We start from the raw sequence: 23823 nt of genomic DNA, 5'->3' as shown, positions 1-23823 counted from the left end.
TCTTCATGCCTGTCGCGTCAAAGCAGTCGAATAAAGTTTCATCCATCAAAACTTGCAAAGCTGCAACGGAGGGGCACATGACCGAGAACCGGTGCATGGGTTTGCTCGTGTTTCGATAGCACAAGTCGCGGCAGTGACAAAGGTGCAGCCCACCCAAAAGCCACAATCTGCGCCATGGGAACCCTCTACCTAGTGCGCCACGGCCAGGCCTCGTTTGGTGCCGACGACTACGACCAGCTCAGCCCGCGGGGCCGCGAACAGGCGGTGCGGCTGGGCGAACACTGGCGCGCCCAGGGCCAGGCGTTTGACGCCATCCTCACCGGCACGCTGCGGCGCCACACGCAAACCCTCGAAGGCATTGCCGAGGGTCTGCAGATCCGCCCCGAGCCGCTGCAGCTGCCCGGTCTGAACGAATACGACAGCCTGGCGCTGATCCGCGCCATCCACCCGCAGCCGCTGGCCAAACCCGACACCCCCGAGCGCTACCGCCAGCATTTCCGCCTGCTGTGCGACGCATTGGCGCAATGGATGGCGGGGGTGATCAGCCCGCAGGGCATGCCCAGCTGGGACGAATTTTCGGGCGGCGTGCGGGCCGCGCTCGACCATGTGCGCCACCAGCATGCGGGGCACAACGTGCTGCTGGTCAGCAGCGGTGGTCCCATCTCGGCGGCGGTGGGCGAGGTACTGGGCACGGCACCCGAGGTGACCATTGCGCTGAACATGCGCATCCGCAACAGCGCCGTGACGGAGTTCAGCGTGTCGCCCAAGCGGCTCATGCTGCAGACCTTCAACACCCTGCCGCACCTGGGCGGGCGCGAACACGCCGACTGGGTGACGCACGCCTGAGCGCCCGTGGCACTTCAGATTCCGCAGCAGGCGCCCAGCACCAGCGCCGCTTCCAGCGTGAAGTCACCGGTGGCGATGCGCTCGCGCACCTGGGCGGGGCTCCACAACGCGAACCGCTCCACCTCGCCGTCCTGGTTGCGGGGCTCCATGCCTTCAGGCACGGTGCAGCGGAACCAGTCGATGCGCTCGACCATGTAGCCCACGCCGCCGCCCTCGCGGCTGGGCCGGCTGAAATCCACCTGACCGCCCCACGTCACGCCCTGCCCCACGGCCTGCAATGCGGGCAGCACAAGGCCCGCTTCTTCCCAGGTCTCGCGCGCCAGCGCCTGGTCCAGCGTGTCGTCGGCAGAGACCATGCCGCCCATCAGCGTGTCCCACATGCCCGGGTTGTTGGGTTTGGTGCGCGCGCGCTGCTGCACCCACATGCGGCCATCGGGCGCCAGTCCCACCAGGTGCACGGCCCGCGTGGCGATGCCCAGCACGCGCACGGCGCCGCGCTCCACGGTGCCCAGCCGCTCGCCATGGGCGTTGCATACAGCCAGCTGCTCGTTGCGCCACGGGCCGCAGCGCCCCTGGGTGCGCAAGACGCTCGCCAGCAAGTTGAGCGCGGGCGTGGCCGCGTCGGGAGCCACGTCGAGGTGCCACACGCACCCCTCGGATCGCTCCTGATTCAGAAGCTGATAGCGCTGCCCCGACAAGCACTGCAGGTTGACTTCATCCAGAATACCCGCCGCCACCGACCCCACGGCCTGCCCCGCCACCCACAGGGGCTGGCGCGCCTGCGCAGGGGGTTGGCAGGCGGCCACGCGGGCCTCGGCCAGCCAATCGGCGGCAGACGCCGCAGGCGCCCGCGTCACAGCGTGAGGATGGTCGAGCCCGTGGTCTTGCGTGCCTCCAGGTCGCGGTGCGCCTGCTGCACCTCGGCCAGCGGGTAACGCTGGTCGATGTGGATCTTCACCTGGCCGCTGGCCACCACGGCGAACAGGTCGTCGGCCATGGCCTGCGTGCTCTCGCGCGTGGCAATGTGGCTGAACAGCGTCTGGCGCGTGACGTAGAGCGAGCCCTTGGCCCCCAGTGCGCCGGGCGCAAACGGCGCCACGGGGCCCGAGGCGTTGCCGAAGCTGGCCATCAGGCCGAACGGGCGCAGGCAATCGAGGGATTTGTCCCAGGTGTCCTTGCCCACCGAGTCGTACACCACCTTCACGCCCTTGCCACCGGTGATCTCCTTCACGCGCGCGGCAAAGTCCTCGGTGGCGTAGTTGATGGCGTGGGCCGCGCCGTTGGCCAGCGCCAGCTGGCACTTGGCATCGGTGCCGGCCGTGGCGATGAGCTGCAGGCCCAGGGCCTTGGCCCACTGGCAGGCGATCAGACCCACGCCGCCGGCGGCGGCATGGAACAGCACAGGGTCGCCAGGCTGCAGACCTTCCACGGGCCGCGTTTTCTTCAGCAGGTACTGCGCCGTCAGGCCCTTGAGCATCATGGCGGCACCGGTCTCGAAGCTGATGGTGTCGGGCAGTTTGCACACGCATTTGGCGGGCATCACGCGCACCTCGCAATAGGCTCCGGGCGGCTGGCTGGCATAGGCGGCGCGGTCGCCCACCTGGAGGTGCGTGACGCCCTCACCCACGGCCTCGACCACGCCGGCCGCCTCCATGCCAATGGTGGCGGGCATGCTGAGCGGGTACAGCCCCGTGCGGTGGTACACGTCGATGAAGTTCAGGCCGATGGCGTGGTGGCGAATGCGGATCTCGCCCGGACCGGGCTCACCCACGGCCACGTCCACCAGGTGAAGTTCTTCGGGGCCACCATGCTGGCGGATCTGGACGGCGAGGCTCATGACAAAACGCTCCTGAATAACGGGTGTAACGGGTGGAACCAACGGTGGCCATCCTGCCATGAATCTGCAAGCCTTGCTGGCAATGCACCGCTACAGTGCAGCCCATGACTCAAAGACTGACGCCCGGCACGGTGGCGCTGCTGGTGACGGCGCCGCTGCTGTGGGCCGGCAATGCCGTGGTGGGCCGCCTGGTGCATGACCTGGTGCCGCCCATCACCCTCAATTTTCTGCGCTGGGTGCTGGCCCTGGCGCTGCTGCTGCCGCTCACCCACCGCGTGCTGCGCAAAAGCAGCCCGCTGTGGCCGCACTGGCGGCGCTTTACCGTGCTGGGCCTGCTGGGCGTGGGCCTGTACAACGCGCTGCAATACCTGGCGCTGCAGACCTCCACGCCCATCAACGTGACGCTGGTGGGCTCGAGCATGCCGGTGTGGATGCTGGCGGTGGGCGCGCTGTTTTTTGGCGCTGCCGTCACCCGCCGGCAGCTGGCCGGCGCGGCCCTGTCGATGACGGGCGTGGTCACCGTGCTCAGCCGGGGCGAGTGGAGCCAGCTGCTGGCGCTGCGTCTGGTGGCGGGCGATCTGTTCATGCTGCTGGCCACCATTTCGTGGTCGTTCTACAGCTGGATGCTGGTGCGCACCCGCGAACCCGCCAGCCTGCGCGATGACTGGGCGGCTTTTCTGACCGGGCAGATGGTGTTCGGCCTGGCCTGGTCGGGCGCCCTGGCCAGCGCCGAGTGGGCCACAGGGCGCACCCACATCGAGTGGGGCTGGCCGCTGGCGGCAGCGCTGCTGTTCATCGCCCTGGGACCGGCCCTGCTGGCCTACCGCAGCTGGGGCATCGGGGTACAGCGGGCGGGGCCTGCGGTGGCGGGTTTCTTTTCCAACCTGACGCCGCTGTTTGCCGCCCTGCTGTCGGCGGCCTTTCTGGGCGAAGCGCCCAGCGCCTACCACGCTGCGGCGTTTGCGCTGATCGTGGGAGGCATCGTGGTCTCGTCGCGGCGCTGAAAATTGGCGCTAGCGCTTGCCGCGTAAGGGCAAAAAGCTATTCAAAAAGAGCGTCCTGGCGTTTTCCCAGAAGCGCCGTCAGGCCACCGTGCGCGGCGCGGGAGCGCGGTGGCTGGCGGTGGCAGCAGGCTGGTGCAGCGCGCCAAACAGGTTCTTGGGGTCGGCCAGCGCCGGGATCAGCGCAATGCGCTCGCCCAGGCCCAGTTCGATGGCGGCGTCGCGCATGTAGCGCAGGGCGGAAAAATCCTCCAGGGCAAAGCCGACCGAATCGAACACGGTGACCTGCGCGGCATGGGTGCGCCCGGGTTGGTGGCCGGCCAGCACCTGCCACAGCTCAGTCACGCCAAAGTCGGCCGGCAGTTGCTGGATATCGCCTTCTAGGCGCGTCTGCGGGGTGTATTCGACAAACACGCTCGCCTGGCGCAACAGGTCGGCATGCAGCTCGGTCTTGCCAGGGCAGTCGCCGCCCACGGCATTGAGGTGCATGCCCGGCTCCACCATAGCGGGCGTGACGATGGTGGCGCGGGCCTTGTCGGCGGTGAGGGTGGTCACGATGTCGGCGCCGCGCACGGCCTCGGCCACGCTGGTGCAAACCGTCCACTGCAGGCCCGTGCCGTCGAGGTTGGCAACCAGCTTGGCGGTGGCGGCCGGGTCGGTGTCGAACAGGCGCAGCGTGGTGATGCCCAGCAGGTGCTGGAACGCCAGGGCCTGGAACTCGCTCTGCGCCCCGTTGCCGACGATGGCCATCACCCGGCTGTCCGGCCGCGCCAGGGCGCGTGCGGCCACGGCCGACATGGCGGCGGTGCGCAGGGCCGTGGTGTAGGTGAGTTCACTGAGCAATAGCGGCATGCCCGTGGCCACATCGGCCAGCACGCCAAAAGCCATCACGGTGGGCAGGCCCCGCCGCGTGTTGTGCGGGTGGCCGTTGACGTATTTGAAGGTGTAGGTGGTGGCGTCCGAAATGGGCATGAGCTCGATCACGCCGTCGGGCGAATGGTTGGCCGTGCGCGCCGATTTCTCGAACTGCGGCCAGCGCAGGAAATCTTCGTGGATGCAGGCTGCAATCGAGGCAATGCAGTGGCCCACGCCCTTGCGGCCGATCAGCTCGGCCATCGCGGGGGCACTGAGGTACAGGGTGGAGGTGGGGGTGGTGGCATTCATGGCGGAAAAGTCTCCAGGGGTTGGAGACCAGTTTCCCTGAGCCGCTGGGCCATGGGAATGCGCATATTTGCAACAAAATGTTGCACGACGAGGCAAAACGCCCGCGCCCGCTGGCCGCGCTGCGCCCCAGGCCCGCCGCTCCATCGTTCAGAAGACGCCCGGGTAGGCTCCGCCGTCGGCCAGCAGGTTCTGGCCCGTGATGTAGCCGGCATGAACGCTGCACAAAAATGCGCAGATGGAACCGAACTCTTCGGGCGTACCAAAGCGGCCGGCCGGAATCTGCGCCTGCTGGGCACCCCGCACATCGTCCAGGCTCTTGCCGGTCTTGGTGGCCGCCGCGCCCAGGGTGGTGGCGAGGCGGTCGGTGTCGAACTTGCCGGGCAGCAGGTTGTTCAGGGTCACGCCCTGCGCGGCCAGCTTGCTGCGCGCGGCGCCGGCCACAAAGCCGGTGAGCCCGCTGCGTGCGCCGTTGGACAGACCCAGGATGTCGATCGGCGCCTTCACCGCGCTGGAGGTGATGTTGACGATGCGGCCAAAGCCTCGTGCGGCCATGCCATCCACCGTGGCCTTGATGAGTTCGATGGGCGTGAGCATGTTGGCGTCCACCGCCTTGATCCAGGCGTCGCGGTCCCAGTCGCGGAAATCCCCCGTGGGCGGGCCGCCCGCATTGGTCACCACGATGTCGAAGTCGCGCCCCGGCCCGCCGGGCACCGCCAACACGGCGGCTCGCCCTTCGGGGGTGGTGATGTCGGCGGCCACCGCCAGCACCACTGGCTGGGCGCCATTTTGGCCTCTGGCGCCTGCCGTATCCGCGCCAGCAGCTGTTAGTTTGGAAGCCGCCAGCTGCAGTGCATCGGCGTTGCGCGCGTTGATGACCACGTTCACCCCTTCGCGCACCAGCGCCTGCGCGCAGCCAAACCCCAGCCCCTTGCTGGCGCCACACACCAGCGCCCATTTGCCCGCGATACCCAGATCCATAAAAACTCCCGATGTTTGGCCGCAACACGCAGCCGTTTCAAATCATAAAGGGGCCTGGCAGCCCGGTCGGTGGCCGCCCGCCATGCCCCGGTGGGCCGGTGCCGCCTAGCGGCGCGACATCCGCGTGAACACAAAGATGCCCGCCATCACCAGCGCGGTGCCCGCAGCCACCCACAGTGTGAAAGGCTCGTCCAGAATCCACACACCCATGAGGATGGTGGACAGCGGGCCGACCATGCCGGTCTGCGCGGTCATGCCGGCACCGATGCGCTCGACGGCCATCATCACCATGAGCACCGGCGCCGCCGTGCACAGCGTGGCGTTGAGCACCGACAGCCAGACCACCTCGGGCGCCACCACGGCCGCGCTCAGCGGCCGCAGCAGCACGAACTGCAGCAGGCAGCACAGGCAGGCCACCGTGGTGGCCAGGCCCACCAGCCGCAGCGCGCCGATGCGCTGCACCATCTCGCCGCTGTACACGAGGTAGATGGCGTAGCTCACGGCGCTCAGGAACACCAGCAGCGCGCCCCAGGCCGCATCGGCCCCCTGCAATTGCGCCTCCAGGCCAAACACCAGCACCACGCCGCAGTAGCTGATGGCCATGCCCAGCGCCTGGCCCCAGCGGATGCTGCGGCCATACAGCAGCCAGCCCAGCAGCATCACCAGCGTGGGGTTGAGGTACAGGATGAGCCGCTCCAGGCTGGCGCTGATGTAGGCCAGCCCGGCAAAGTCGAGAAAGCTGGCCAGGTAGTAGCCCGTGATGCCCAGGCCCGCCACGCCCAGCCAGTCGCGGCGCGCCAAAGGCGGCCTGCCCCGGCTGGCCCACCAGGCCATCGCGGCGAAGATGGGCAGCGCGAACAGCATGCGGTACATGATGAGCGTGACCGCATCCACCCCGTGGCGGTACGCCAGCTTCACGATGATGGCCTTGCCGCTGAAGGCGATGGCGCCAAAAAAGGCCAGGAACAGGCCGGTTGCTATTTTTTTTCTAGCTGCTTGCGCATTCTGGTGTTGGGCTTCAGGCACTTTTTATTAAAACTCTCGCCAACGCATTCAGAAACCGGCAGCCAGGCCATCGCGCCGCGCATCGCTGGCCGCCAGATAGCCGTGCACCTGGGGGTCGCCCATGCGCCAGATGAACTGGCCGGCGCCGAAATCCTGGTAGGAATCCTGCAGCACCTCGGTGCGGTGCCCCCGTGCCTGCAGGCCCTGCACCGTGGCCGCCGGCATCGACGCCTCGACGTTGATCGACAGGCCCGCGTTGAAGCGCCAGCGCGGCGCGTCGCAGGCCATCTGCGGGTTCTGGCCGTGGTCGATCATGCGCACCAGCGTCTGCAGGTGGCCCTGGGGCTGCATGTTGGCGCCCATGACGCCAAAGCTCATCACGGGCTGGCCGTCCCGGGTGAGGAAGGCCGGGATGATGGTGTGGAACGGCCGCTTGCCCGGTGCCACCAGGTTGGCGCGGTTGGTGCCAGCCGGATCGGTGCTGAAGCCAAAGCCGCGGTTCTGCAGGCTGATGCCATAAGTGGGCTCGACGCAGCCCGAGCCAAAGCCCTGGTAGTTGCTCTGGATGAAGCTCACCATCATGCCGTTCTCATCGGCGGCCGTGAGGTAGATGGTGCCGCCCTTGACCGGGTTGCCCGCACCAAAATCCTGCGCCTGGTTCATGGTGATGAGTCTGGCACGGGATGCCAGATAGCTGTCATCGAGCATTTGCGCGGGGGTCACCTCCATGGACGATGGCTCGGCCACGTAACGGTACACATCGGCAAACGCCAGCTTGATGGCCTCGATCTGCAGGTGCTGGGCCTCGGGCCCGTCCACCGGCAGGCTCGCCAGGTCGAATTGCTCCAGGATGCCCAGCGCGATCAGCGCGGCAATGCCCTGGCCGCTGGGTGGAATCTCGTGCAGGGTATAGCCGCGGTAGTTGCGGGCGATGGGCGCCACCCATTCGGGGCGGTGCGCGGCCAGGTCCGCCAGACTGAGGCTGCCACCCTGGGCCTGTGCGAAAGCGACCATGGCCTGCGCAATTTCGCCGCTGTAGAAGGCCTCGCCCCGCGTAGCGCCGATGGCGCGCAAGGCACGCGCCGCGGCCGGAAACTGGAACAGTTCGCCCACCTGCGGCGCACGGCCCCAGGGCATGAAGCTCTGCGCAAAACCGGGTTGCGACTGCAGCTCGGGCACGGCGGCGGCCCATTTTTGCTGCACCACCACGGGCACCAGGTAGCCGCGCTCGGCGATCTCGATGGCGGGCGCCATGAGATCGGCAAAGGGCAGTTGGCCAAAGCGCTCCGACAGCGCCACCCAGGCGCTCACGGCGCCGGGCACCGTGACCGAATCGATGCCGCGCCGGGGCGGCGTGGCCGCGCCCGTGCCGTAGCGGCGATGGAAATACTCCGGCGTCCACGCCTGTGGCGCGCGGCCCGAGGCGTTGAGGCCGTGCAGCGCCTGGCCGTCCCACAGGATGCAGAACGCATCGCTGCCCAGGCCGTTGCTGACGGGCTCGCACAGGGTCATCGCCGCGGCGGCGGCCACGGCCGCATCGACCGCGTTGCCGCCCTGCTGCAGCATGCGCAGACCGGCCTGTGCGGCCAGCGGGTGCGAGGTGGAACAGAGGTTGCGCGCGAACACCGGCAAGCGGGTGCTGGGATAGGGGGAGGTGTAGCTGAAAGGCATGCGGCGATTATCGGCCGCATGCCTGCGACTCGCTGCAGGCGGATACCGGATGGTCAGTGCGCGCGGAACATCCGGTGGTGCATGCGGCGCAGCGACCACCACACGCCCAGCGCCACGACCGGAATGGCCACGGCCGCCGTGGTCTCGGGCGACAGGGGCCAGCCCAGTTTTTGCGCGCCCTTGGCCAGGTAGCTCACCAGGCCGACGATGTAGTAAGTAATAGCCGCCACCGACAGGCCTTCCACCGTGGACTGCAGTTTCAGCTGCAGGTCCTGGCGCTGGTTCATGGTGGCCAGCAGGGCCTGGCTGCTTTGCTGCTGCTCGATCTCGACGCGCGTGCGCAGCAGGTTGCTCATGCGCGAGACGCGCTGCGACAGCGCGTCCTGGCGCCGTGTGGCCCATTCGCAGGTGCTGCGCGCGGGCGTGAGCCGGCGGTCCATGAATTCGCGGATGGTCTGCATGCCCGCCAGGCGCGACTCGGCGATGTCCTGGATGCGGCGGTCCAGCAGTTCAAAGTAGGCGCTGCTGGCCGAGAAGCGCGAATGCGTGGCGGCGTACTGGCTCTCGACCTGCCCGGCCAGCCGGGTCAGGCGGTCGAGCAGTGCGGGTTCGGCATCGCGGTTGGCGGTGCGGATGGCGTCGGCCAGCGCGGCCAGTTCGCGCTCGGCAAAGGCCAAGACGCTGGCAGCCTCGCGCGCGGCGGGCAGGCCCAGCAGGGCGGCCATGCGGTAGGTCTCGATTTCCAGCAGACGCTGCACCAGGCGGCCCAGGCGGCGCGGCGTCATGCCGCCGGCCAGCAGCACCATGCGCGAAAAGCCATCGGCGTGGATGGCAAAGTCGGTGTACAGCTCGCCATGGCCATCGGCCACGGTGGAGGCCACCAGCGTGTCCTCGTGCAGCACATGCCTGACCAGCGAGCCCGAGCCAAACTGGTGCGTGGGCAACACCCACAGGTTCAGGCTGCACAGACACTGCCCCGGCAGGGCGGCCAGCCATTCGCGCGGCACCGCGTCGATGGCGCTGGCGGGCTCGCGCTCGCCAAAGGCCTCGGCGGGCGTGGGCACCATGAAGGTCCAGGAGACGAATTCGGTGTGCAGCTCCCAGCGGATGCGGAACGCGCCGAAATCCATGCGCAGGTGCGTGGTCTGCGCGTCGGGCAGCGCCATGTGGTGGTCGCGCAGCAGCGCCGCCACATGCGCGCGGCTGGCTTCGCGGCCGGCGGCATCGGCCAGCATGACGATGTGGGCAATGGCCAGCGGCGCCGCCATGGCCTCTGGCGGACGGGCGTGGATCTCGTTGTGCAGCATGACCCGGTGCGGATGCTGCGTGGGGTGATGGGATGGTGGCATGCGGTCCTCGGTGCGCCATTGTGTACCGGACATGCAGGCTTCTCGCTGCACCGCCGCCCCAAAAAACAACGGCACCCGAAGGTGCCGTTGGTCTTGATGCCGGCTCCCGCACAGCGGGAGCAGGGTGCAGCGTCAGTCTTCGACGAAGGCCTCTTCGCGCTTGTTCTTCACCGCAGGCAGCAGCACGATGATCAGTAGCAAGGCAGCAGCCGCCAGCAGACCGGCCGACAGTGGACGCGTGACGAACACGCTCCAGTCGCCGCGCGACAGCAGCAGCGCACGGCGCAGGTTCTCTTCCATCATCGGGCCCAGGATGAGCCCGAGCAGCAGGGGAGCAGGTTCGGTGCCCAGCTTGTGGAAGATGTAGCCCACCAGACCAAAGATACCCACCATCCAGACATCCCAGGTGTTGTTGTTGGTCGAATAAACACCCACCGCGCAGAACAGCACGATGGACGGGTACAGCCAGCGGTAAGGCACGGTGAGCAGCTTGATCCAGATACCGATCAGCGGCAGGTTCAGGATCACCAGCATGGCATTGCCAAGCCACATCGAGGCGATCAGGCCCCAGAACAGCTCGGGGTTGCTGGTCATCACCTGTGGACCAGGCTGGATGTTGTGGATGGTCATGGCCCCCACCATCAGCGCCATCACGGCGTTGGGCGGAATACCCAGCGTCAGCAACGGGATGAAGGAGGTCTGCGACCCGGCGTTGTTGGCGGCCTCGGGAGCAGCCACACCGCGAATGTTGCCCTGACCGAAAGGCACTTCGCCGGGGTGCAGCTTGGTTTTCTTTTCAATGGTGTATGCGGCAAAGGCCGACAACAACGCACCGCCGCCGGGCAAGATGCCCAGAGCCGATCCCAGGGCCGTGCCGCGCAGCACCGCGGGGAACATGCGCTTGAAATCCTGCCTGGTGGGGAACAGCCCCTCGACCTTGGCGGTGAACACCTCACGGTCATCGTCGGGACGCGCAAGGTTGGCAATGATTTCACCGTAGCCGAACACACCCATGGCAATGGTCACGAAGCCGATGCCGTCGGTCAGCTCAGGGATGTCGAAGGCGAAGCGGGCGACACCCGAATTCACGTCGGTTCCCACCAGACCAATCAAAAGCCCCAGCACGATCATGCCCACGGCCTTGAGCAGCGAGCCCGAGGCCAGCACCACGGCACCGATCAGGCCCAGCACCATCAGCGAGAAGTATTCGGCAGGACCGAACTTGAAGGCCACTTCGGTCAACGGAGGCGCGAAGGCCGCCAGTATCAAAGTGCCCACGCAACCTGCAAAGAACGAGCCCAGGCCGGCAGCCGCCAGCGCGGGCCCCGCCCGGCCCTTGCGCGCCATCTGGTAGCCGTCGATCACGGTCACCACCGACGACGACTCACCCGGCAGATTCACCAAAATGGCGGTGGTCGAGCCACCGTATTGCGCACCGTAGTAAATACCGGCCAGCATGATCAGCGCGGCCACGGGTGGCAGCGCATAGGTGGCGGGCAGCAGCATGGCGATGGTGGCCACGGGGCCAATGCCAGGCAAAACGCCGATCAGCGTGCCCAACAGGCAGCCGATAAAGCAGTAAACGAGGTTCTGAAACGTGAAGGCGACGCCGAAGCCGAGCGCCAGGTTGTCAAACAATTCCATGGTGTGGGTGCTCCTGACTTAACCGGAAATAAAACTGGGCCACACCGGGAACTGAAGCTTCAGCGCCCAGACGAATGCCACGTAACTGCCCACCGCCAGCACGGTGGCAAGAATGAACACCGACTTTGCGTGAAATTCATTGCCTGCCAGGCTGGCGATGAAGGTCAGCGCATAGATGCCAACGATCAGGCCCATGGCCGGAATACCCATGCTGGGCAGGCCACCCAGCAGGATGCCGAAGGCGAAGTTGGCGGCCAGGATGAAGAACAGCGGCTTCCAGGCCCACTTGCCGATCTTTTCGCCGTCCACGGTTTCCACCACGGTGGCCTTGAAGGTGATCACTGCGCCGATCAAGGCCAGCAAGATGCCCAGCATCAGAGGGAAATAGCCCGGGCCCATGCGGGCACCATTGCCCACGTTGTAGGTCGTGGCACCCCAGGCGAAGGCCACACCGACGCCCATGAACATGAGGCCGGCAAAAAAGTCTTTTTGACTCTTGATTTTCACGAATGTCTCCTTGGCGGAATCTCAACCACGGGATTGTGCGGGGAATGTGGGCGCAAAGCGATGTGGATTCCACCTACATCCCGTCACAATGACCGCGCGCTGCCCTGCGGCACCCCGGATGCACACGGGTTTACCCCGGTGGAATCAATCGAGGAGCGGCCTCGCCGCACTCACCTCGTCCAGAGTGGTCAGCCCTTCGGCCAGGCGCAGCGGGCGCATGCCATCGGCCATGGCATCGGGCTGCTTGCACAGCGTGCACACCAGCCGCCGGGCCAGCACGTCCAGCAGCGTGGCATTGATCAGGTAGGCGGGCACACCCCGCTCCATCATGCGGGTGATGGCACTGGGCGCGTCGTTGGTGTGCAGGGTGGAGAACACCAGGTGGCCTGGATGGCCATCTCGGCGGTTTCCAGGTCGCGGATCTCGCCCACGATGATGATGTCGGGGTCCTGGCGCATCAACGCGCGCAGGCCCTCAGCCCACCACGGGCTTGAACACGCGCATCCACTTGGCCGAGGGCAGATCCCAGCGCGCCTGGATGGCCTCGGCCCGCGCGGCCAGTTCGGTGCGCTTGGGCCGGCTGGGCGTGCGCTGGGCCAGCACCACGGTGTTGCCCTCGCGCGTGGGCTTGAAGGCCCACAGGGCCTCTTCGCCAAAGGCACTGGCCATGCTCTTAAGGCTGCGCTCGAAGCTCGACGCCCGGCCGAACAGGTTGACGGTCATGCAGCCGTCCTCGGTCAGCAGGGCGCGGCAGTCGGCATAAAAACCGGGGCTGTCGAGCACGGGCGCCGCAGCCTCGTGGTCGTACAGGTCCACTGCCAGCGCATCCACGGTGCCCAGCCACATCGGGTTGCGGATTTCCTCGGCCGCATCGGCCAGCACCACGCGCAGCTTGGGGCCGTCGGGCGGCAGCTTGAACCACTGGCGGCACACCGCCAGCACCTGGGGGTTGAGCTCGATGGCCGTGGTGCACAGGCGCAGCTTCTTGTGGCAGAACTTGGTGATGGCCCCGGCCCCCAGCCCCAGCTGCATGGCGTGGCGCTTGGTGACGCTGGCGGGCTCGACAAACAGCAGCCAGGCCATCATGCGCTGCACGTATTGCAGTTCGATCTCGAACGGCTCGGCCACGCGCATGGAGCCCTGGATCCAGGGGGTTCCCAGGTGCAGGTGGCGCACCTCGCCGTCGTCGGAGACGCTCACTTCGGGCAGTTCGATATCGGTTGTTTTCTTGCGGGCCATTCACACCAATCCATGCCGGGCCAGCAGTTCGGCCCAGGCGTTCAATTTACGTTCAAAACTCCAGGAGGCGTTGGCCGGGCTGGTGGAGGGCAGCCGGTGCACCGGCACCCCCAGCTGCGCGGTGCTGCGCGCATGCCGGAAGCTCTCCCCGCCATTGTGGGCGATGGCCGCCAGCCGGGGACAGCGCGCGCGCAGGGCGGCAAAGTCATTCACCTGCGCGTTGCGGATGCGGGTGTCCAGGCTGCCCACGCGCTCGCAGCTGGCATACACGTCCCACAGGCCCAGCCCCCGCGCCAGCAGCCAGTCGCAGCGCTGGGCGTAATGCCCGGCGCCGGGCAGCGGGTGCTGCGGCCAGAGCGCCTGCAGGATGCGCCAGAAATGGTTTTGCGGGTGCGCATAGTACTGCCCTGCCCGCAGCGAGGCCGCGCCCGGAAAGCTGCCCAGCACCAGCACCACCGTGCCCTCGGACACCACGGGCGCCAGGCCCGTCAGCCGCTCGCCGCCGGGCGACGGGAGCGGTCGGGACGCATCGGTGCTGGGATCGGTGTGGCCGAGAGCCACCTTGTTTTCCTTCATGGCCCGATTCTGGCCGCAAACCAGGCATGCAATCCGAGCACTATCAAATAAATAGCTATCAGCGCTTTTGCATATTGCGCTTGCGGCCAAAAAATCAGATTTTCTGCAGCAAACCTGCCAGGCGTGGCAGCGCCGCGCAGGCATTGGCGGAGGTGCTGCGCGCCAGATCCACCAGCGGCTGGCCGCGCAGGCCCGCCATCACCCCGGCGATGCGGGGCAGTTCGGCCGGCGCGTTGCGTCCCTGCGGCTGCCCGGCGGCCCGCTGCGCGGCCGGGGTGTAGAGCCAGTGCGGCGGGATGTCGGGCGCGTCGGTTTCCAGTACCAGGGCCGATGCGGGCAGCTCGGTTGCCAGCCGGCGCAGTTGCAGCGCCCGGTCGTAGGTCAGCGCGCCGCCAAAACCCAGCTTGAACCCCAGCGCGATGAACGCCTGCGCCTGCTGCAGGCTGCCATTGAAGGCGTGGGCAATGCCGCCCGGCACCGCCGTTTCGCGCAGGCCCTTGAGCAGTTGGTCGGCCGAACGGCGCACATGCAGGATCACCGGCAGATCGAAGCGGCGCGCCAGCTGCAGTTGCGCGCGGTAAAACTGCTCCTGCCGCGCGGGGTCGAGGCCATCGACTGAACCATGCCCCCACGCTCCCTCACTGCGTGGGTTCGCTGCCCCCCCAGGGGGCCGCTTTTTGCCTTGGGGCGGCCCGGCGGCAAAAAAATCAAGCCCGATCTCGCCAATGGCCACCAGGCGCGGGTCGTGGCGGTGCTGCTGCAGCGCCTGGTCCAGCAGCGCCAGATCGGCCTCGGCTGCCCGCGCTGTGTAAAGGGGGTGAATACCCAGGGCGTAGCTGTCGCGATGGTGGTGCGCGAGCTGGCGCACGGCATCCCAGTTGGCGCGCTCCACCGCCGGAATCACGCAGTGCGCCACGCCCGCGGCGGCGGCCTGCTGGCGCACGGTGTCGCGGTCGGCGGCAAACTCTGCGGCGTCCAGGTGGCAGTGGGTGTCGATCCAGGAGGGCATGCCGCCATGATGCCCCAACCGGCAACCCGCCCGTCCGCCAGCGGGTGCGGAAATGGGCGATCCGTGCTACTGTCAATTCCCTGCGCCGTTGCCCTGGCGCGAATTGCTGTCTCCGGACACCGCGTGCAAGACACCGGGGACGGAAATGGCCATGGAACCAGAAGGTGACAGGATGCCCCGGCCCGCCCTCTACAGCAGTTCCCGCCCCCCACGGCGTCCGGCAGAACCGGCGGCCGAGGTCGCCAGCACGCCGGCGCCACCGGGGACATCACCCAGCGCGACGTCCACCGCCGCAACCCGCCCCACCGCAGCGCACCGCCGCCTGCGCGCCCTGTGGGCGGCCGTGGTGGTGCTTACCGCGCTGCTGCTGGCCAGCCTGTGGCTGCACCCGGGCGCGGCGCCCCGCCGCATCACGCAAGGAGACATCGACGCCGCCGTGCTGCGCACCCTGGAGAACACCACCCTGCCCTCGCCCGCCGCAGGGGCCGTGGAGGCCGTGGCGCCGTCGGTGGTGCGCGTGGCGGGCTATGCGCGCAGCAAGAACGGCAAGGCGGAGATCGAGCGCGGCGTGGGCACCGGCGTGGTGATCGTGGATTCGGGAATCATCCTCACCAACCTGCATGTGGTGGAGGGGGCCAGCCGCATCACCGTCACCTTCCACGACGGGCTGGAAACCACCGCCAGCGTCACCGGCGTCCAGCCCGAAAACGACCTGGCCGTGCTGCAGGCCCACAAACTGCCTGACGACCTGGCCGCCGCGCCCCTGCGCTCCACACAGAACCTGCGGGCGGGCGACCAGGTGGTGGCCATCGGGTTTCCGTTCGGCATCGGGCCGTCGGCGTCGGCGGGCGTGGTGTCGGGCCTGGAACGGGAATTCGACTCGCCCGAGGGCAACGGTCCGCTGACCAACCTGATCCAGTTCGACGCCGCCGCCAACCCCGGCAACTCGGGCGGCCCGCTGGTCACCATGGACGGCGAGGTGGTGGGCATCGTCACCGCCATCCTCAACCCCACCAAGGCACGCACCTTCATTGGCATCGGCTTTGCCGTGCCCATTGAAAACGCAGCCGCCGCCATCGGCATGCCGCCGTTCTAGCCCGCCATCGCCTTCATCCACCCTTTGCAAGGACGCCATGACACACAGCACCACGCCCCCTGTCGCCGCCTCCACCGCCACCTGGATGGAGCAGGTGCTTTACGAAGTCAAACGCGTCGTGGTCGGGCAGGACCGCTTCCTGGAACGCGTGATGGTGGCCATGCTCGCCCAGGGCCATCTGCTGGTCGAAGGGGTGCCCGGCCTGGCCAAAACGCTCACGGTGAAGACGCTGGCCCGTACCATCCAGGGCAGCTTCAAGCGCATCCAGTTCACGCCCGACCTGGTGCCCGCCGACCTGGTGGGCACGCGCATGTACAACCAGAAGACGGGCGAATTCAGCACCTCGCTGGGCCCGGTGTTCACCCACCTGCTGCTGGCCGACGAGATCAACCGCGCCCCCGCCAAGGTGCAGAGCGCCCTGCTGGAGGTGATGCAGGAGCGCCAGGTGACCATTGCCGGCGAGACCCACAGGGTGCCCGAGCCCTTTCTGGTGATGGCCACGCAAAACCCCATCGAGACCGAAGGCACCTACGCCCTGCCCGAAGCCCAGGTGGACCGCTTCATGATGAAGGTGCTGCTCGGCTACCCCACCGAGGAGGAGGAGTTCGTGATTGCCCAGCGCGCGCTCGATGCGCCCGTGCAGGTGCTGCCGGTGGCCACCACGGCGCAACTGTCGGCGCTGCAGGCCGAATGCCGCAGCGTGTATGTGGACCCATCGCTGCTGCAGTATGCGGTGAAGCTGGTGGCGGCCACGCGGGCGCCCGCGCAGCACGGCATCAGCGACATGGCGCACTACATCGCCTGCGGCGCCAGCCCGCGCGCCACCATCTGCCTGGCCGAGGGCGCCCAGGCCCTGGCCATGCTGCGCGGACGCGCCTACGTGCTGCCCGAGGACATGACCGACCTGGCCGCCGACGTGCTGCGCCACCGGCTGTCGCTGTCCTACGAGGCACTGTCGGACGGGCTCGACGCCGATGCGTTGATTGCCCGCATCATGGCCAAGATACCGGCGCCCGCACGGCCTTTGCACCATGAACAAAAAGCCGCCTGAAACCGCCACCGTGCAGGCCTTGCACCCCTTGCCGGGGCAGGCCGACCGGCTGCTGCGCGCGCTGGAATGGAAGGTGATCCGGCGGCTGGACGGCCTGCTGCAGGGCGACTACCGCACCCTGGTACGCGGCAGCGGCCTGGACCTGGCCGACCTGCGCGAATACCAGCCCCACGACGATGTGCGCCACATCGACTGGAACGTGACGGCGCGCCTGAACGCGCCCCATGTGCGCGTGTTCACCGAAGACCGCGAAATGTCGGCCTGGTTTCTGCTGGACCTGAGCCCTTCCATCCACTTTGGCCCGCAGGGCCACGCCAAGCGCGACATCCTCACCGGCTTTGTGGCGGTGCTGGCGCGCCTGCTCACCCGCCACGGCAACCGCGTGGGTGCCCTGCTGTATGGCACCGGCCGCGGTGGCGTACGCGCGGTGGATGCGGTGCTGCCCCCGCGCAGCAGCCGCGCGCAGGTGCTGCAGCTCATGCACCAGCTGCTGCAGCCCGCCACCGGCCAGCCCGCAGGCGGCACCCAGCTGCATGTGCTGCTGCAGGCCGGCCTGGGCGCCATCCGCCGGCGCTCCACCGTGTTCGTGGTGTCGGACTTCATCAGCGCGCCCGGCTGGGACAAGCCGCTGGCCCAGCTCGCGCAGCGCCACGACGTGGTGGCCGTGCGCCTGTTCGACCCGCTGGAGCTCGCGCTGCCCGACCTCGGCCTGGTGCTCCTGCGCGATGCCGAGACCGGCGAGCAGCTGCAGGTCGATACCCACGACCAGGGCTTTCGCCAGCGTTTTGCCCGCCTGGCCGCCGAGCGCGAGGCCACCCTGCGCGCAGGCCTGGCCGCCGCGGGCGCCGACACGCTGGAACTGCGCACCGATGACGACCTGATCGACGCCCTGCTGCGCTTCATGGACCTGCGCCAGCGCCGTGCAGGGCCCCGGCTGCGCGCCTTCCAGCCCACCCCCCGCCCGCCGGCCGTGCAGGCCGCTGGCTGACCCCTGAGAGACTGGGAGCTCCCACCATGGTTTTTCTCTGGCCCACCCTGCTCTGGCTGCTGCTGGCGGTGCCGCTGCTGGTGCTGCTGTATGCCTGGCTGCTGCACCGGCGCAAGCAGGCGGCGCTGAACTACCCCAGCCTTGGCCTGGTGCGCGCCGCGCTCGGCCCCGGCCAGCGCCTGCGCCGCCATATCCCGCCCGCGCTCCTGCTGCTGGCGCTGGTGGCCCTGCTGCTGGCGGCGGCGCGGCCGCTGGCCGTCATCACGCTGCCCTCCGAGCAACAGACCATCATGCTGGCCATCGATGTGTCGGGCAGCATGCGCGCCACCGACGTGCAGCCCGACCGCATCACCGCCGCGCAGGACGCCGCCAAGGCCTTCATCGCCGAGCTGCCGCGCCATGTGCGCGTGGGCATCGTGGCGTTTGCCGGCAGCGCCCAGCTGGCGCAGCTGCCCACCCAGAGCCATGAAGACCTGGTCAAGGCCATCGACAGCTTTCAGCTGCAGCGCGGCACGGCCACGGGCAACGGCATCATGCTGGCGCTGGCCACGCTGTTCCCCGACGCAGGCATCGACATCGCCGCGCTGGGCGGGCGCCAGGCCATGCGGGCGCGCTCGCTCGACGAGGTGACCAATCAGGATCCGGCCAAGACCTTCACGCCCGTGGCGCCCGGCTCCTACAACTCGGCCGCCATCATCATGCTGACCGACGGCCAGCGCACCACGGGCGTGGACCCGCTGGAAGCCGCCCAATGGGCGGCCGACCGGGGCGTGCGCGTGTACACCGTGGGCGTGGGCACGCTGCAGGGCGAGACCATTGGTTTCGAGGGCTGGTCGATGCGCGTGCGCCTGGATGAAGACACCCTCAAGGCGGTGGCCTTGCGCACCCAGGCCGAATACTTCCACGCCGCCACGGCCGCCGACCTGAAAAAGGTCTATGAAACCCTGAGTTCACGCCTCACGGTGGAAAAGCGCGAGACCGAAATCTCGGCCCTGCTGGCGCTGGTGGGCGCCGCGCTGGCGGTGCTGGCGGCAGGGCTGTCGGTGTGGTGGTTCGGGCGGGTGATGTAGCCCGTCCCGATCAAAAACAGAGCTGCTTGCGCTTGCAACATAAACGCTGCAGCCCAAAAATACCCCAAACTTCTTTACTCGCCCGGACCGTCCACCAGGGTGGCCAGCGGCAGGTCGTGCAGCTCCTGCAGCAGGCGCACCAGCTGCTGCGCGGCGGCATCCACCACCGCCCGCCCCTTGTCGGCCGTGGCGGCGGCGGCATTGCCCACGGCGCCAGCAGCGTGGTAGTCCTGCATCTGCCAGCCCAGCTTGGCGCTCTTGCCATTGCCCAGGATGGCGTAGCGCTCGGCCCGGTCCTGCGAGGTAGAGCGGAAATCGCGCGCGTGCGCCATGTGCACCGTGTCCGGCGCCAGGTGCAGCATCATCGAGGTCTCGATCTCGCCCGCATGGATGCCGAAGCGGTGCTCCTCGGCGCTGAACTGGCCCGCCACCGCGTCGGGCAGCGGCAGGCTGAACCAGCTGCTGCTGTAGACCAGCAGCTTGCTGCGCGTGCGCAGCTCGCGCGCCACGATGTCCATCACGCTGACCTGGCCGCCGTGGCCGTTGAACAGCAGGAGCTTTTTCACCCCGGCACGCGCCACGCATTCGCCGATCTCGGTCCACAGCGCGATCACGGTGGCGGGCGAGAGCGTGAGCGTGCCCGGAAAACGGATGTGCTCCGGGCTCAGGCCCACCACCTGCGGCGGCAGGAACAGCACGGGCAGCGCGGCGGGCAGCAACGGCAGGGCGGCATCGATCACGCCCTGCAGCAGCGTGGCGTCCACCGACAGCGGCAGGTGCGGCCCATGCTGCTCGATGGCCGCCACGGGCAGCACGGCCACGGTCTGGCGCGCCTGGCCGCTGGCTTGCAGCCGGGCGAAGTCGCGGGTGGAAAGGTCGGCCCAGAAGCGCGACGGCAGGGGTGGGGTGGCAGCGGCGGTCATGCCCAGCATGGTAGTGGAGCAGCGGCGCGCGGATAATCCGGGAGATGCACCAGCCCACGCCACCTGGCACGATGGGCCTGGTGCCGCATTTCGCACCATCCAGCCTGTACGCCCCATGCCCCAGCCCTTTGCCTCCGCATCGCTTGCCACATTGCGCCACCACCGCTGGGTGCGCCGGGGCCTGTGGGCCTTGCTGGCGCTGTTGCTGCTGTGGCTGCTGAGCTGGCTGTCGGTGCCGGCGCTGGCCAAGGGCCCACTGGAGCGCATCGCCAGCGAACAGCTGGGGCGCCCGGTCACCGTGGGGGCCATCGAGTTCACGCCCTGGACGCTCGAAGTCACGCTGCGCGACATCGCCATCGGTGGCGCCCAGGGCGGCCCGCCCCAACTGGAGATTGCGCGCATCTATGCCGATGCCGAAATGCAGTCGCTGCTGCGCCTGGCGCCGGTGGTCGATGCCCTGGAAATCGACGCGCCCCATCTGCGGCTCACGCACCTGGCCGACGGCCACTACGACGTGGACGACATCCTGGCCCGGCTCACCGCCCCCTCCGACCCACCCGCCAGCGGCCCGGCGCGGCTGGCGCTGCACAACCTGGTGCTGACCGGCGGCGCCATCGACTTCGACGACCGCACCGTGGACAAAACCCACTCCGTGCGCGAGCTGACCCTGAAAGTGCCTTTCATCAGCACCCTGCCCGCGCAACGCGACATCACGGTGGCGCCCCACCTGTCGTTTGCGGTGGGCGACAGCCGGTTTGACTCGTCGGCCCAGGCCACCCCGTTTGCCCAGACCGGCAAGGGCGACGCCACGCTGAAATGGGAGGGGCTCGACCTGGCGCCCTACCTGCCCTACCTGCCCGCCAGCCTGCCGGTGCGGGTGCAAGGCGCCCTGCTCGACCTGGATGTGAAGCTGGCATTCGAGCAGAAACCCCGCCTGGCCGTCACGCTGACGGGCAAGGTGCAGACGCGCAACGTGCAGATCACCGACCGCGGCAACCAGCCCCTGCTGTCCTACGAGCGCCTCACGGTGGACATGGCCGAGGTGCGCCCGCTCGACCAGGTGGTGCGCCTGACCAGTGTGGAGCTGGCGGCGCCCGTGGTCACGGCCACGCGCAATGCCCAGGGCGCGATCAACCTCGCGCAACTGTCCGCCCCGGCCGCGCCACCGGCGACCACCCCGCCACCGCCTGCCGCACCGGCACCCCAGGCCCCCGCCAGCGGTGCCACCCCGCCCGCCACCGCCCCCGGCTGGACCGTGGCCGTGGCGCAGACCGCCGTGCGCAAGGGTCAGGTGCACTGGAGCGATCAGAGCACCCAGCCCGCCGCCGCGCTGCAGGCCACCGAGCTCACACTGGATGTGGCCGGTGTGGCCTATCCCTTCCAGACGCCCCTCACCTTCCAGGGCGCACTGGGCCTGCAGGGCAGCACCCTGGCCTTCAAGGGCCAGGCCACCGACCGGACGGCCGAGGTGAACTTGTCGGCCCAAGGCCTGGCCCTGCAACTGGCCGCGCCCTACCTGGCCCAGACACTGAAACCCGCGCTGACCGGCCATATCAATGGTGAACTGGCCCTGCAGTGGCAGGCCCCTGCCGGCGACGCCGCCAAGGCAGGCGCCACGGGCGTCACCCTCAGCGCCGGCCCCCTGGCGCTGGAACAACTGGCGCTGCAGCAGGGCAAGACCACGCTGGCCGGCGTGGGCAAGCTGGCGCTGGATGGCCTGAAGCTGAACCTGGACCAGCGCACCGTGGACGTCGAGCGCCTGGCCATCACCCAGCCCCAGGCCACGGTGGAACGCGCTGCCGACGGCCGCTGGATGTACGAACGCTGGCTCAAGGCCGCACCCACCACCGCCACGGCCAAGGCGCCTGCCGCGCCCGCCTGGCGTGTACGCCTGGGCGAGCTGAACGTGAACCAGGGCAGCGTGGCCTTTGCCGACCGCGCCCAGCCCCGCCCCGTGGCGCTGAACCTGTCGGCGCTGAGCCTGCAGGCCCGCAACCTGGCGCCGGACGGCCGCAAGCCCGAGGCCGTCGAACTCTCGGCCCGGGTGGCCGCACGCCGGGGCCAGGCCGGCCAGCTCCGCTACCGCGGCACACTGACACCCCAGCCATTTGCCACGCAAGGGCGCCTGGAAGCCAGCCGCCTGCCCCTGTACGCGCTGGACGGCTACCTGGCCGACCAGCTGGCCATCGAACTGCTGCGCGCCGACCTGGGCTTTCGCGGCCAGGTGGCCCTGTCCCAGAGCGCACACGGCACCACGCTGCGCGTGAATGGCGACGCCGCCATCGACGATCTGCGCGCCAACAGCACGGCCGCCGCCACGCCCAAGACCGCCGCACAGGTGGGCGAAGAACTGCTGGCCTGGAAGAGCCTGGGCCTGCGCGGCCTGGCCGTGGCCCTGGCACCGAACACCGCCCCGCGGGTGGAGGTGAAGGAAACCAGCCTGGCCGACTTCTTTGCGCGCGTCACCATCAACGAAAACGGCCGCATCAACCTGAGCGACATCGCCAAAAGCCCGGCGGAGGTCAGCCACCAGGCACCGGCCGCAGACACCGCATCCCCCGCCCGGTCGGCGCCCGCGGACGCCACGGCATCGGCCAGCACCCCGCTGCCCCCAGCACCAGCCACCCCGCCTGACCCGCTGGCCCCGGTGGTGGTGTTCGGCCCGGTGAGCCTGGTCAACGGCAAGGTGCTGTTCTCGGACTACTTCATCCGGCCCAACTACTCGGCCGACCTGACCGAGCTGACCGGCAAGCTCAGCGCGTTCTCGTCCCAGCCCCCGGGCGGCGAGCCCGTGCTGGCCGATCTGGAGCTGCGCGGCCGCGCCGAAGGCTCGGCCGCGCTGGAGATCACCGGCAAGCTCAACCCGCTGGCCAAGCCGCTGGCGCTGGACATCGTGGGCAAGGTGCGCGACCTCGAACTGCCGCCCCTCTCGCCCTATTCGGTGAAATACGCGGGCCATGGCATCGAGCGCGGCAAGCTCAGCATGGACGTGTCGTACAAGGTGCTGCCCGACGGCCAGCTCACGGCGAGCAACAAGCTGGTGCTCAACCAGCTCACGTTTGGCGAGCCCGTGGAGGGAGCCCCCAACAGCCTGCCGGTGCGGCTGGCCGTGGCCCTGCTGGCCGACAGCCATGGCGTGATCGACCTCGATCTGCCCATCAGCGGCTCGCTGAACGACCCGCAGTTCCGCATCGGCCCCGTCATCTTCAAGATCATCGTCAACCTGATCGGCAAGGCCATCACGGCCCCTTTCAGCCTGCTGGCCCGCGCTTTCGGGGGCGGTGATGAACTGAGCACCGTGGCCTTCGCCCCCGGCAGCGCCAGCCTCACGCCCGAGGCCCGGCAGGGCCTGGACAAGGTGGCCAAGGCCCTGATCGAGCGGCCCGCGCTCAAGCTCACCGTGACGGGCACGGCCAGCCTGGCGCGCGAGCGCGAAGCCATCCAGCGCGAGCGCCTGCAAGACCTGGTGCGCGCCGAAAAGCGCCGCGCCACCCCCGCCGACACCACCCCCGTGCAGGCCGCCGAATACCCGGCGCTGCTCAAGGCGGTGTACCGCCGCGCCGACATGCCCAAGCCCCGCAACCTGGTGGGCATGGCCAAGGACCTGCCCGTGCCCGAGATGGAAGCCCTGCTGCTGGCCCACCTGCCCGCCGCCACCGAAGAGCTGGCGACCGAGTTGGCCACGCACCGCGGCCAGGCCGTCAAGGCCTACCTGGCCGAGCAGAAGCTGCCCGAGGGACGCCTGTTCCTGGCCGCCCCCAAGGCCGCCACGCCGGACGAAAAATGGACACCCCAGGCCCAGCTGAGCCTGGCCACCCAATAGGCGGACCGCGCACGGCGCTCCGGAACCAACCGCAGCGCCAGCGCTC

General features: G+C 68.7%; 20 protein-coding genes and 1 pseudogene. 7 read left to right on the top strand and 14 right to left on the bottom strand.

Going from position 1 to position 23823, the window contains the following annotated elements:
* Nucleotides 1-174: 174 nt before the first annotated feature.
* The gene (locus AC1Q5S_RS06200) at nucleotides 175-846 is read left to right on the top strand and encodes a histidine phosphatase family protein (protein ID WP_303833037.1); all 672 of its coding nucleotides are present in this window, start codon (nucleotides 175-177) and stop codon (nucleotides 844-846) included.
* Between the two features lie 14 nt (nucleotides 847-860).
* On the opposite strand, the gene AC1Q5S_RS06195 is transcribed toward AC1Q5S_RS06200, so the two are convergent.
* Nucleotides 861-1703 carry an NUDIX hydrolase gene (locus tag AC1Q5S_RS06195; protein ID WP_492238525.1) on the bottom strand — a complete coding sequence of 281 codons (843 nt, stop codon included), beginning with the start codon at nucleotides 1701-1703 and terminating at the stop codon, nucleotides 861-863.
* Entirely contained in the window at nucleotides 1700-2683 is a 984-nt protein-coding gene (locus AC1Q5S_RS06190) for a quinone oxidoreductase family protein (RefSeq protein WP_492238524.1), read from the bottom strand. The genes AC1Q5S_RS06195 and AC1Q5S_RS06190 overlap by 4 nt, the downstream gene beginning before the upstream one ends.
* Before the next feature lie 104 nt (nucleotides 2684-2787).
* Between AC1Q5S_RS06190 and AC1Q5S_RS06185 the strand changes: the two genes are divergently transcribed.
* A complete protein-coding gene (locus AC1Q5S_RS06185) occupies nucleotides 2788-3687 on the top strand; it encodes a DMT family transporter (protein WP_303833035.1) in 900 nt (299 codons plus the stop codon).
* Between the two features lie 78 nt (nucleotides 3688-3765).
* Here the strand turns inward: AC1Q5S_RS06185 and ocd are convergent, their stop codons facing one another.
* The 11 genes and pseudogenes from ocd to AC1Q5S_RS06130 form a co-directional block, all read right to left on the bottom strand.
* Nucleotides 3766-4848 (bottom strand): ornithine cyclodeaminase, encoded by a 1083-nt coding sequence (gene ocd, locus AC1Q5S_RS06180; RefSeq protein WP_303833033.1) that lies wholly within the window; start codon nucleotides 4846-4848, stop codon nucleotides 3766-3768.
* Nucleotides 4849-4995: 147 nt separating this feature from the next.
* On the bottom strand, nucleotides 4996-5826 hold the full coding sequence (locus AC1Q5S_RS06175; protein WP_026435262.1) for an SDR family oxidoreductase: 831 nt from the start codon (nucleotides 5824-5826) through the stop codon (nucleotides 4996-4998).
* A gap of 105 nt (nucleotides 5827-5931) precedes the next feature.
* Nucleotides 5932-6852 carry a DMT family transporter gene (locus tag AC1Q5S_RS06170; protein ID WP_238323185.1) on the bottom strand — a complete coding sequence of 307 codons (921 nt, stop codon included), beginning with the start codon at nucleotides 6850-6852 and terminating at the stop codon, nucleotides 5932-5934.
* A 27-nt stretch (nucleotides 6853-6879) separates the two neighbouring features.
* The gene (locus tag AC1Q5S_RS06165; protein ID WP_303833029.1) at nucleotides 6880-8502 is read right to left on the bottom strand and encodes a gamma-glutamyltransferase family protein; all 1623 of its coding nucleotides are present in this window, start codon (nucleotides 8500-8502) and stop codon (nucleotides 6880-6882) included.
* Nucleotides 8503-8555: 53 nt separating this feature from the next.
* A complete protein-coding gene (locus AC1Q5S_RS06160; RefSeq protein WP_303833027.1) occupies nucleotides 8556-9851 on the bottom strand; it encodes a DUF3422 family protein in 1296 nt (431 codons plus the stop codon).
* A gap of 132 nt (nucleotides 9852-9983) precedes the next feature.
* Nucleotides 9984-11495 carry a tripartite tricarboxylate transporter permease gene (locus AC1Q5S_RS06155; RefSeq protein WP_492238523.1) on the bottom strand — a complete coding sequence of 504 codons (1512 nt, stop codon included), beginning with the start codon at nucleotides 11493-11495 and terminating at the stop codon, nucleotides 9984-9986.
* An 18-nt stretch (nucleotides 11496-11513) separates the two neighbouring features.
* A complete protein-coding gene (locus AC1Q5S_RS06150; RefSeq protein WP_303833023.1) occupies nucleotides 11514-12002 on the bottom strand; it encodes a tripartite tricarboxylate transporter TctB family protein in 489 nt (162 codons plus the stop codon).
* 144 nt (nucleotides 12003-12146) lie between these two features.
* A pseudogene (locus AC1Q5S_RS06145) lies at nucleotides 12147-12484 on the bottom strand (ATPase, T2SS/T4P/T4SS family); the annotation flags it as partial.
* The gene (locus AC1Q5S_RS06140; RefSeq protein WP_303833022.1) at nucleotides 12477-13241 is read right to left on the bottom strand and encodes a class I SAM-dependent methyltransferase; all 765 of its coding nucleotides are present in this window, start codon (nucleotides 13239-13241) and stop codon (nucleotides 12477-12479) included. The pseudogene AC1Q5S_RS06145 and the gene AC1Q5S_RS06140, both read right to left, overlap by 8 nt.
* Nucleotides 13242-13817: a DNA-deoxyinosine glycosylase gene (locus tag AC1Q5S_RS06135; protein ID WP_303833021.1), complete on the bottom strand. Its 576-nt coding sequence runs from the start codon at nucleotides 13815-13817 to the stop codon at nucleotides 13242-13244.
* Nucleotides 13818-13911: 94 nt separating this feature from the next.
* Nucleotides 13912-14826 carry a TatD family hydrolase gene (locus AC1Q5S_RS06130; RefSeq protein ID WP_303833019.1) on the bottom strand — a complete coding sequence of 305 codons (915 nt, stop codon included), beginning with the start codon at nucleotides 14824-14826 and terminating at the stop codon, nucleotides 13912-13914.
* A gap of 172 nt (nucleotides 14827-14998) precedes the next feature.
* On the opposite strand from AC1Q5S_RS06130, the gene AC1Q5S_RS06125 reads away from it, so the two are divergent.
* From AC1Q5S_RS06125 to AC1Q5S_RS06110, 4 genes are read left to right on the top strand one after another with little or no spacing between them, the layout of a single operon-like run.
* The gene (locus AC1Q5S_RS06125) at nucleotides 14999-15922 is read left to right on the top strand and encodes a S1C family serine protease (RefSeq protein ID WP_303833018.1); all 924 of its coding nucleotides are present in this window, start codon (nucleotides 14999-15001) and stop codon (nucleotides 15920-15922) included.
* Between the two features lie 37 nt (nucleotides 15923-15959).
* On the top strand, nucleotides 15960-16973 hold the full coding sequence (locus tag AC1Q5S_RS06120) for an AAA family ATPase (protein ID WP_422206145.1): 1014 nt from the start codon (nucleotides 15960-15962) through the stop codon (nucleotides 16971-16973).
* A complete protein-coding gene (locus AC1Q5S_RS06115) occupies nucleotides 16954-17961 on the top strand; it encodes a DUF58 domain-containing protein (protein ID WP_422206143.1) in 1008 nt (335 codons plus the stop codon). The genes AC1Q5S_RS06120 and AC1Q5S_RS06115 overlap by 20 nt, the downstream gene beginning before the upstream one ends.
* 26 nt (nucleotides 17962-17987) lie before the next feature.
* Nucleotides 17988-19031, top strand: coding sequence for a VWA domain-containing protein (locus AC1Q5S_RS06110; RefSeq protein ID WP_422206141.1), 1044 nt, complete (start codon nucleotides 17988-17990; stop codon nucleotides 19029-19031).
* 74 nt (nucleotides 19032-19105) lie between these two features.
* Here the strand turns inward: AC1Q5S_RS06110 and AC1Q5S_RS06105 are convergent, their stop codons facing one another.
* On the bottom strand, nucleotides 19106-19954 hold the full coding sequence (locus AC1Q5S_RS06105; RefSeq protein WP_492238539.1) for a creatininase family protein: 849 nt from the start codon (nucleotides 19952-19954) through the stop codon (nucleotides 19106-19108).
* Between the two features lie 115 nt (nucleotides 19955-20069).
* On the opposite strand from AC1Q5S_RS06105, the gene AC1Q5S_RS06100 reads away from it, so the two are divergent.
* Nucleotides 20070-23777, top strand: coding sequence for a DUF748 domain-containing protein (locus tag AC1Q5S_RS06100; RefSeq protein ID WP_492238522.1), 3708 nt, complete (start codon nucleotides 20070-20072; stop codon nucleotides 23775-23777).
* Nucleotides 23778-23823 lie beyond the last annotated feature (46 nt).

The sequence above is a fragment of the Acidovorax sp. GW835-FHT14B10 genome, assembly GCF_058793725.1.
This window is presented reverse-complemented; position numbering and strand designations above follow the sequence as displayed.

Coding starts and splice junctions, on each gene's coding strand:
- AC1Q5S_RS06100 (WP_492238522.1), top strand. CDS start 20,070: ATGCCCCAGCCCTTTGCCTCCGCATCGCTTGCCACATTGCGCCACCAC.
- AC1Q5S_RS06200 (WP_303833037.1), top strand. CDS start 175: ATGGGAACCCTCTACCTAGTGCGCCACGGCCAGGCCTCGTTTGGTGCC.
- AC1Q5S_RS06115 (WP_422206143.1), top strand. CDS start 16,954: ATGAACAAAAAGCCGCCTGAAACCGCCACCGTGCAGGCCTTGCACCCC.
- AC1Q5S_RS06160 (WP_303833027.1), bottom strand. CDS start 9,851: ATGCCACCATCCCATCACCCCACGCAGCATCCGCACCGGGTCATGCTG.
- AC1Q5S_RS06120 (WP_422206145.1), top strand. CDS start 15,960: ATGACACACAGCACCACGCCCCCTGTCGCCGCCTCCACCGCCACCTGG.
- AC1Q5S_RS06185 (WP_303833035.1), top strand. CDS start 2,788: ATGACTCAAAGACTGACGCCCGGCACGGTGGCGCTGCTGGTGACGGCG.
- AC1Q5S_RS06155 (WP_492238523.1), bottom strand. CDS start 11,495: ATGGAATTGTTTGACAACCTGGCGCTCGGCTTCGGCGTCGCCTTCACG.
- AC1Q5S_RS06165 (WP_303833029.1), bottom strand. CDS start 8,502: ATGCCTTTCAGCTACACCTCCCCCTATCCCAGCACCCGCTTGCCGGTG.
- AC1Q5S_RS06105 (WP_492238539.1), bottom strand. CDS start 19,954: ATGACCGCCGCTGCCACCCCACCCCTGCCGTCGCGCTTCTGGGCCGAC.
- AC1Q5S_RS06140 (WP_303833022.1), bottom strand. CDS start 13,241: ATGGCCCGCAAGAAAACAACCGATATCGAACTGCCCGAAGTGAGCGTC.
- AC1Q5S_RS06110 (WP_422206141.1), top strand. CDS start 17,988: ATGGTTTTTCTCTGGCCCACCCTGCTCTGGCTGCTGCTGGCGGTGCCG.
- AC1Q5S_RS06130 (WP_303833019.1), bottom strand. CDS start 14,826: ATGCCCTCCTGGATCGACACCCACTGCCACCTGGACGCCGCAGAGTTT.
- AC1Q5S_RS06125 (WP_303833018.1), top strand. CDS start 14,999: ATGCCCCGGCCCGCCCTCTACAGCAGTTCCCGCCCCCCACGGCGTCCG.
- ocd (WP_303833033.1), bottom strand. CDS start 4,848: ATGAATGCCACCACCCCCACCTCCACCCTGTACCTCAGTGCCCCCGCG.
- AC1Q5S_RS06135 (WP_303833021.1), bottom strand. CDS start 13,817: ATGAAGGAAAACAAGGTGGCTCTCGGCCACACCGATCCCAGCACCGAT.
- AC1Q5S_RS06175 (WP_026435262.1), bottom strand. CDS start 5,826: ATGGATCTGGGTATCGCGGGCAAATGGGCGCTGGTGTGTGGCGCCAGC.
- AC1Q5S_RS06190 (WP_492238524.1), bottom strand. CDS start 2,683: ATGAGCCTCGCCGTCCAGATCCGCCAGCATGGTGGCCCCGAAGAACTT.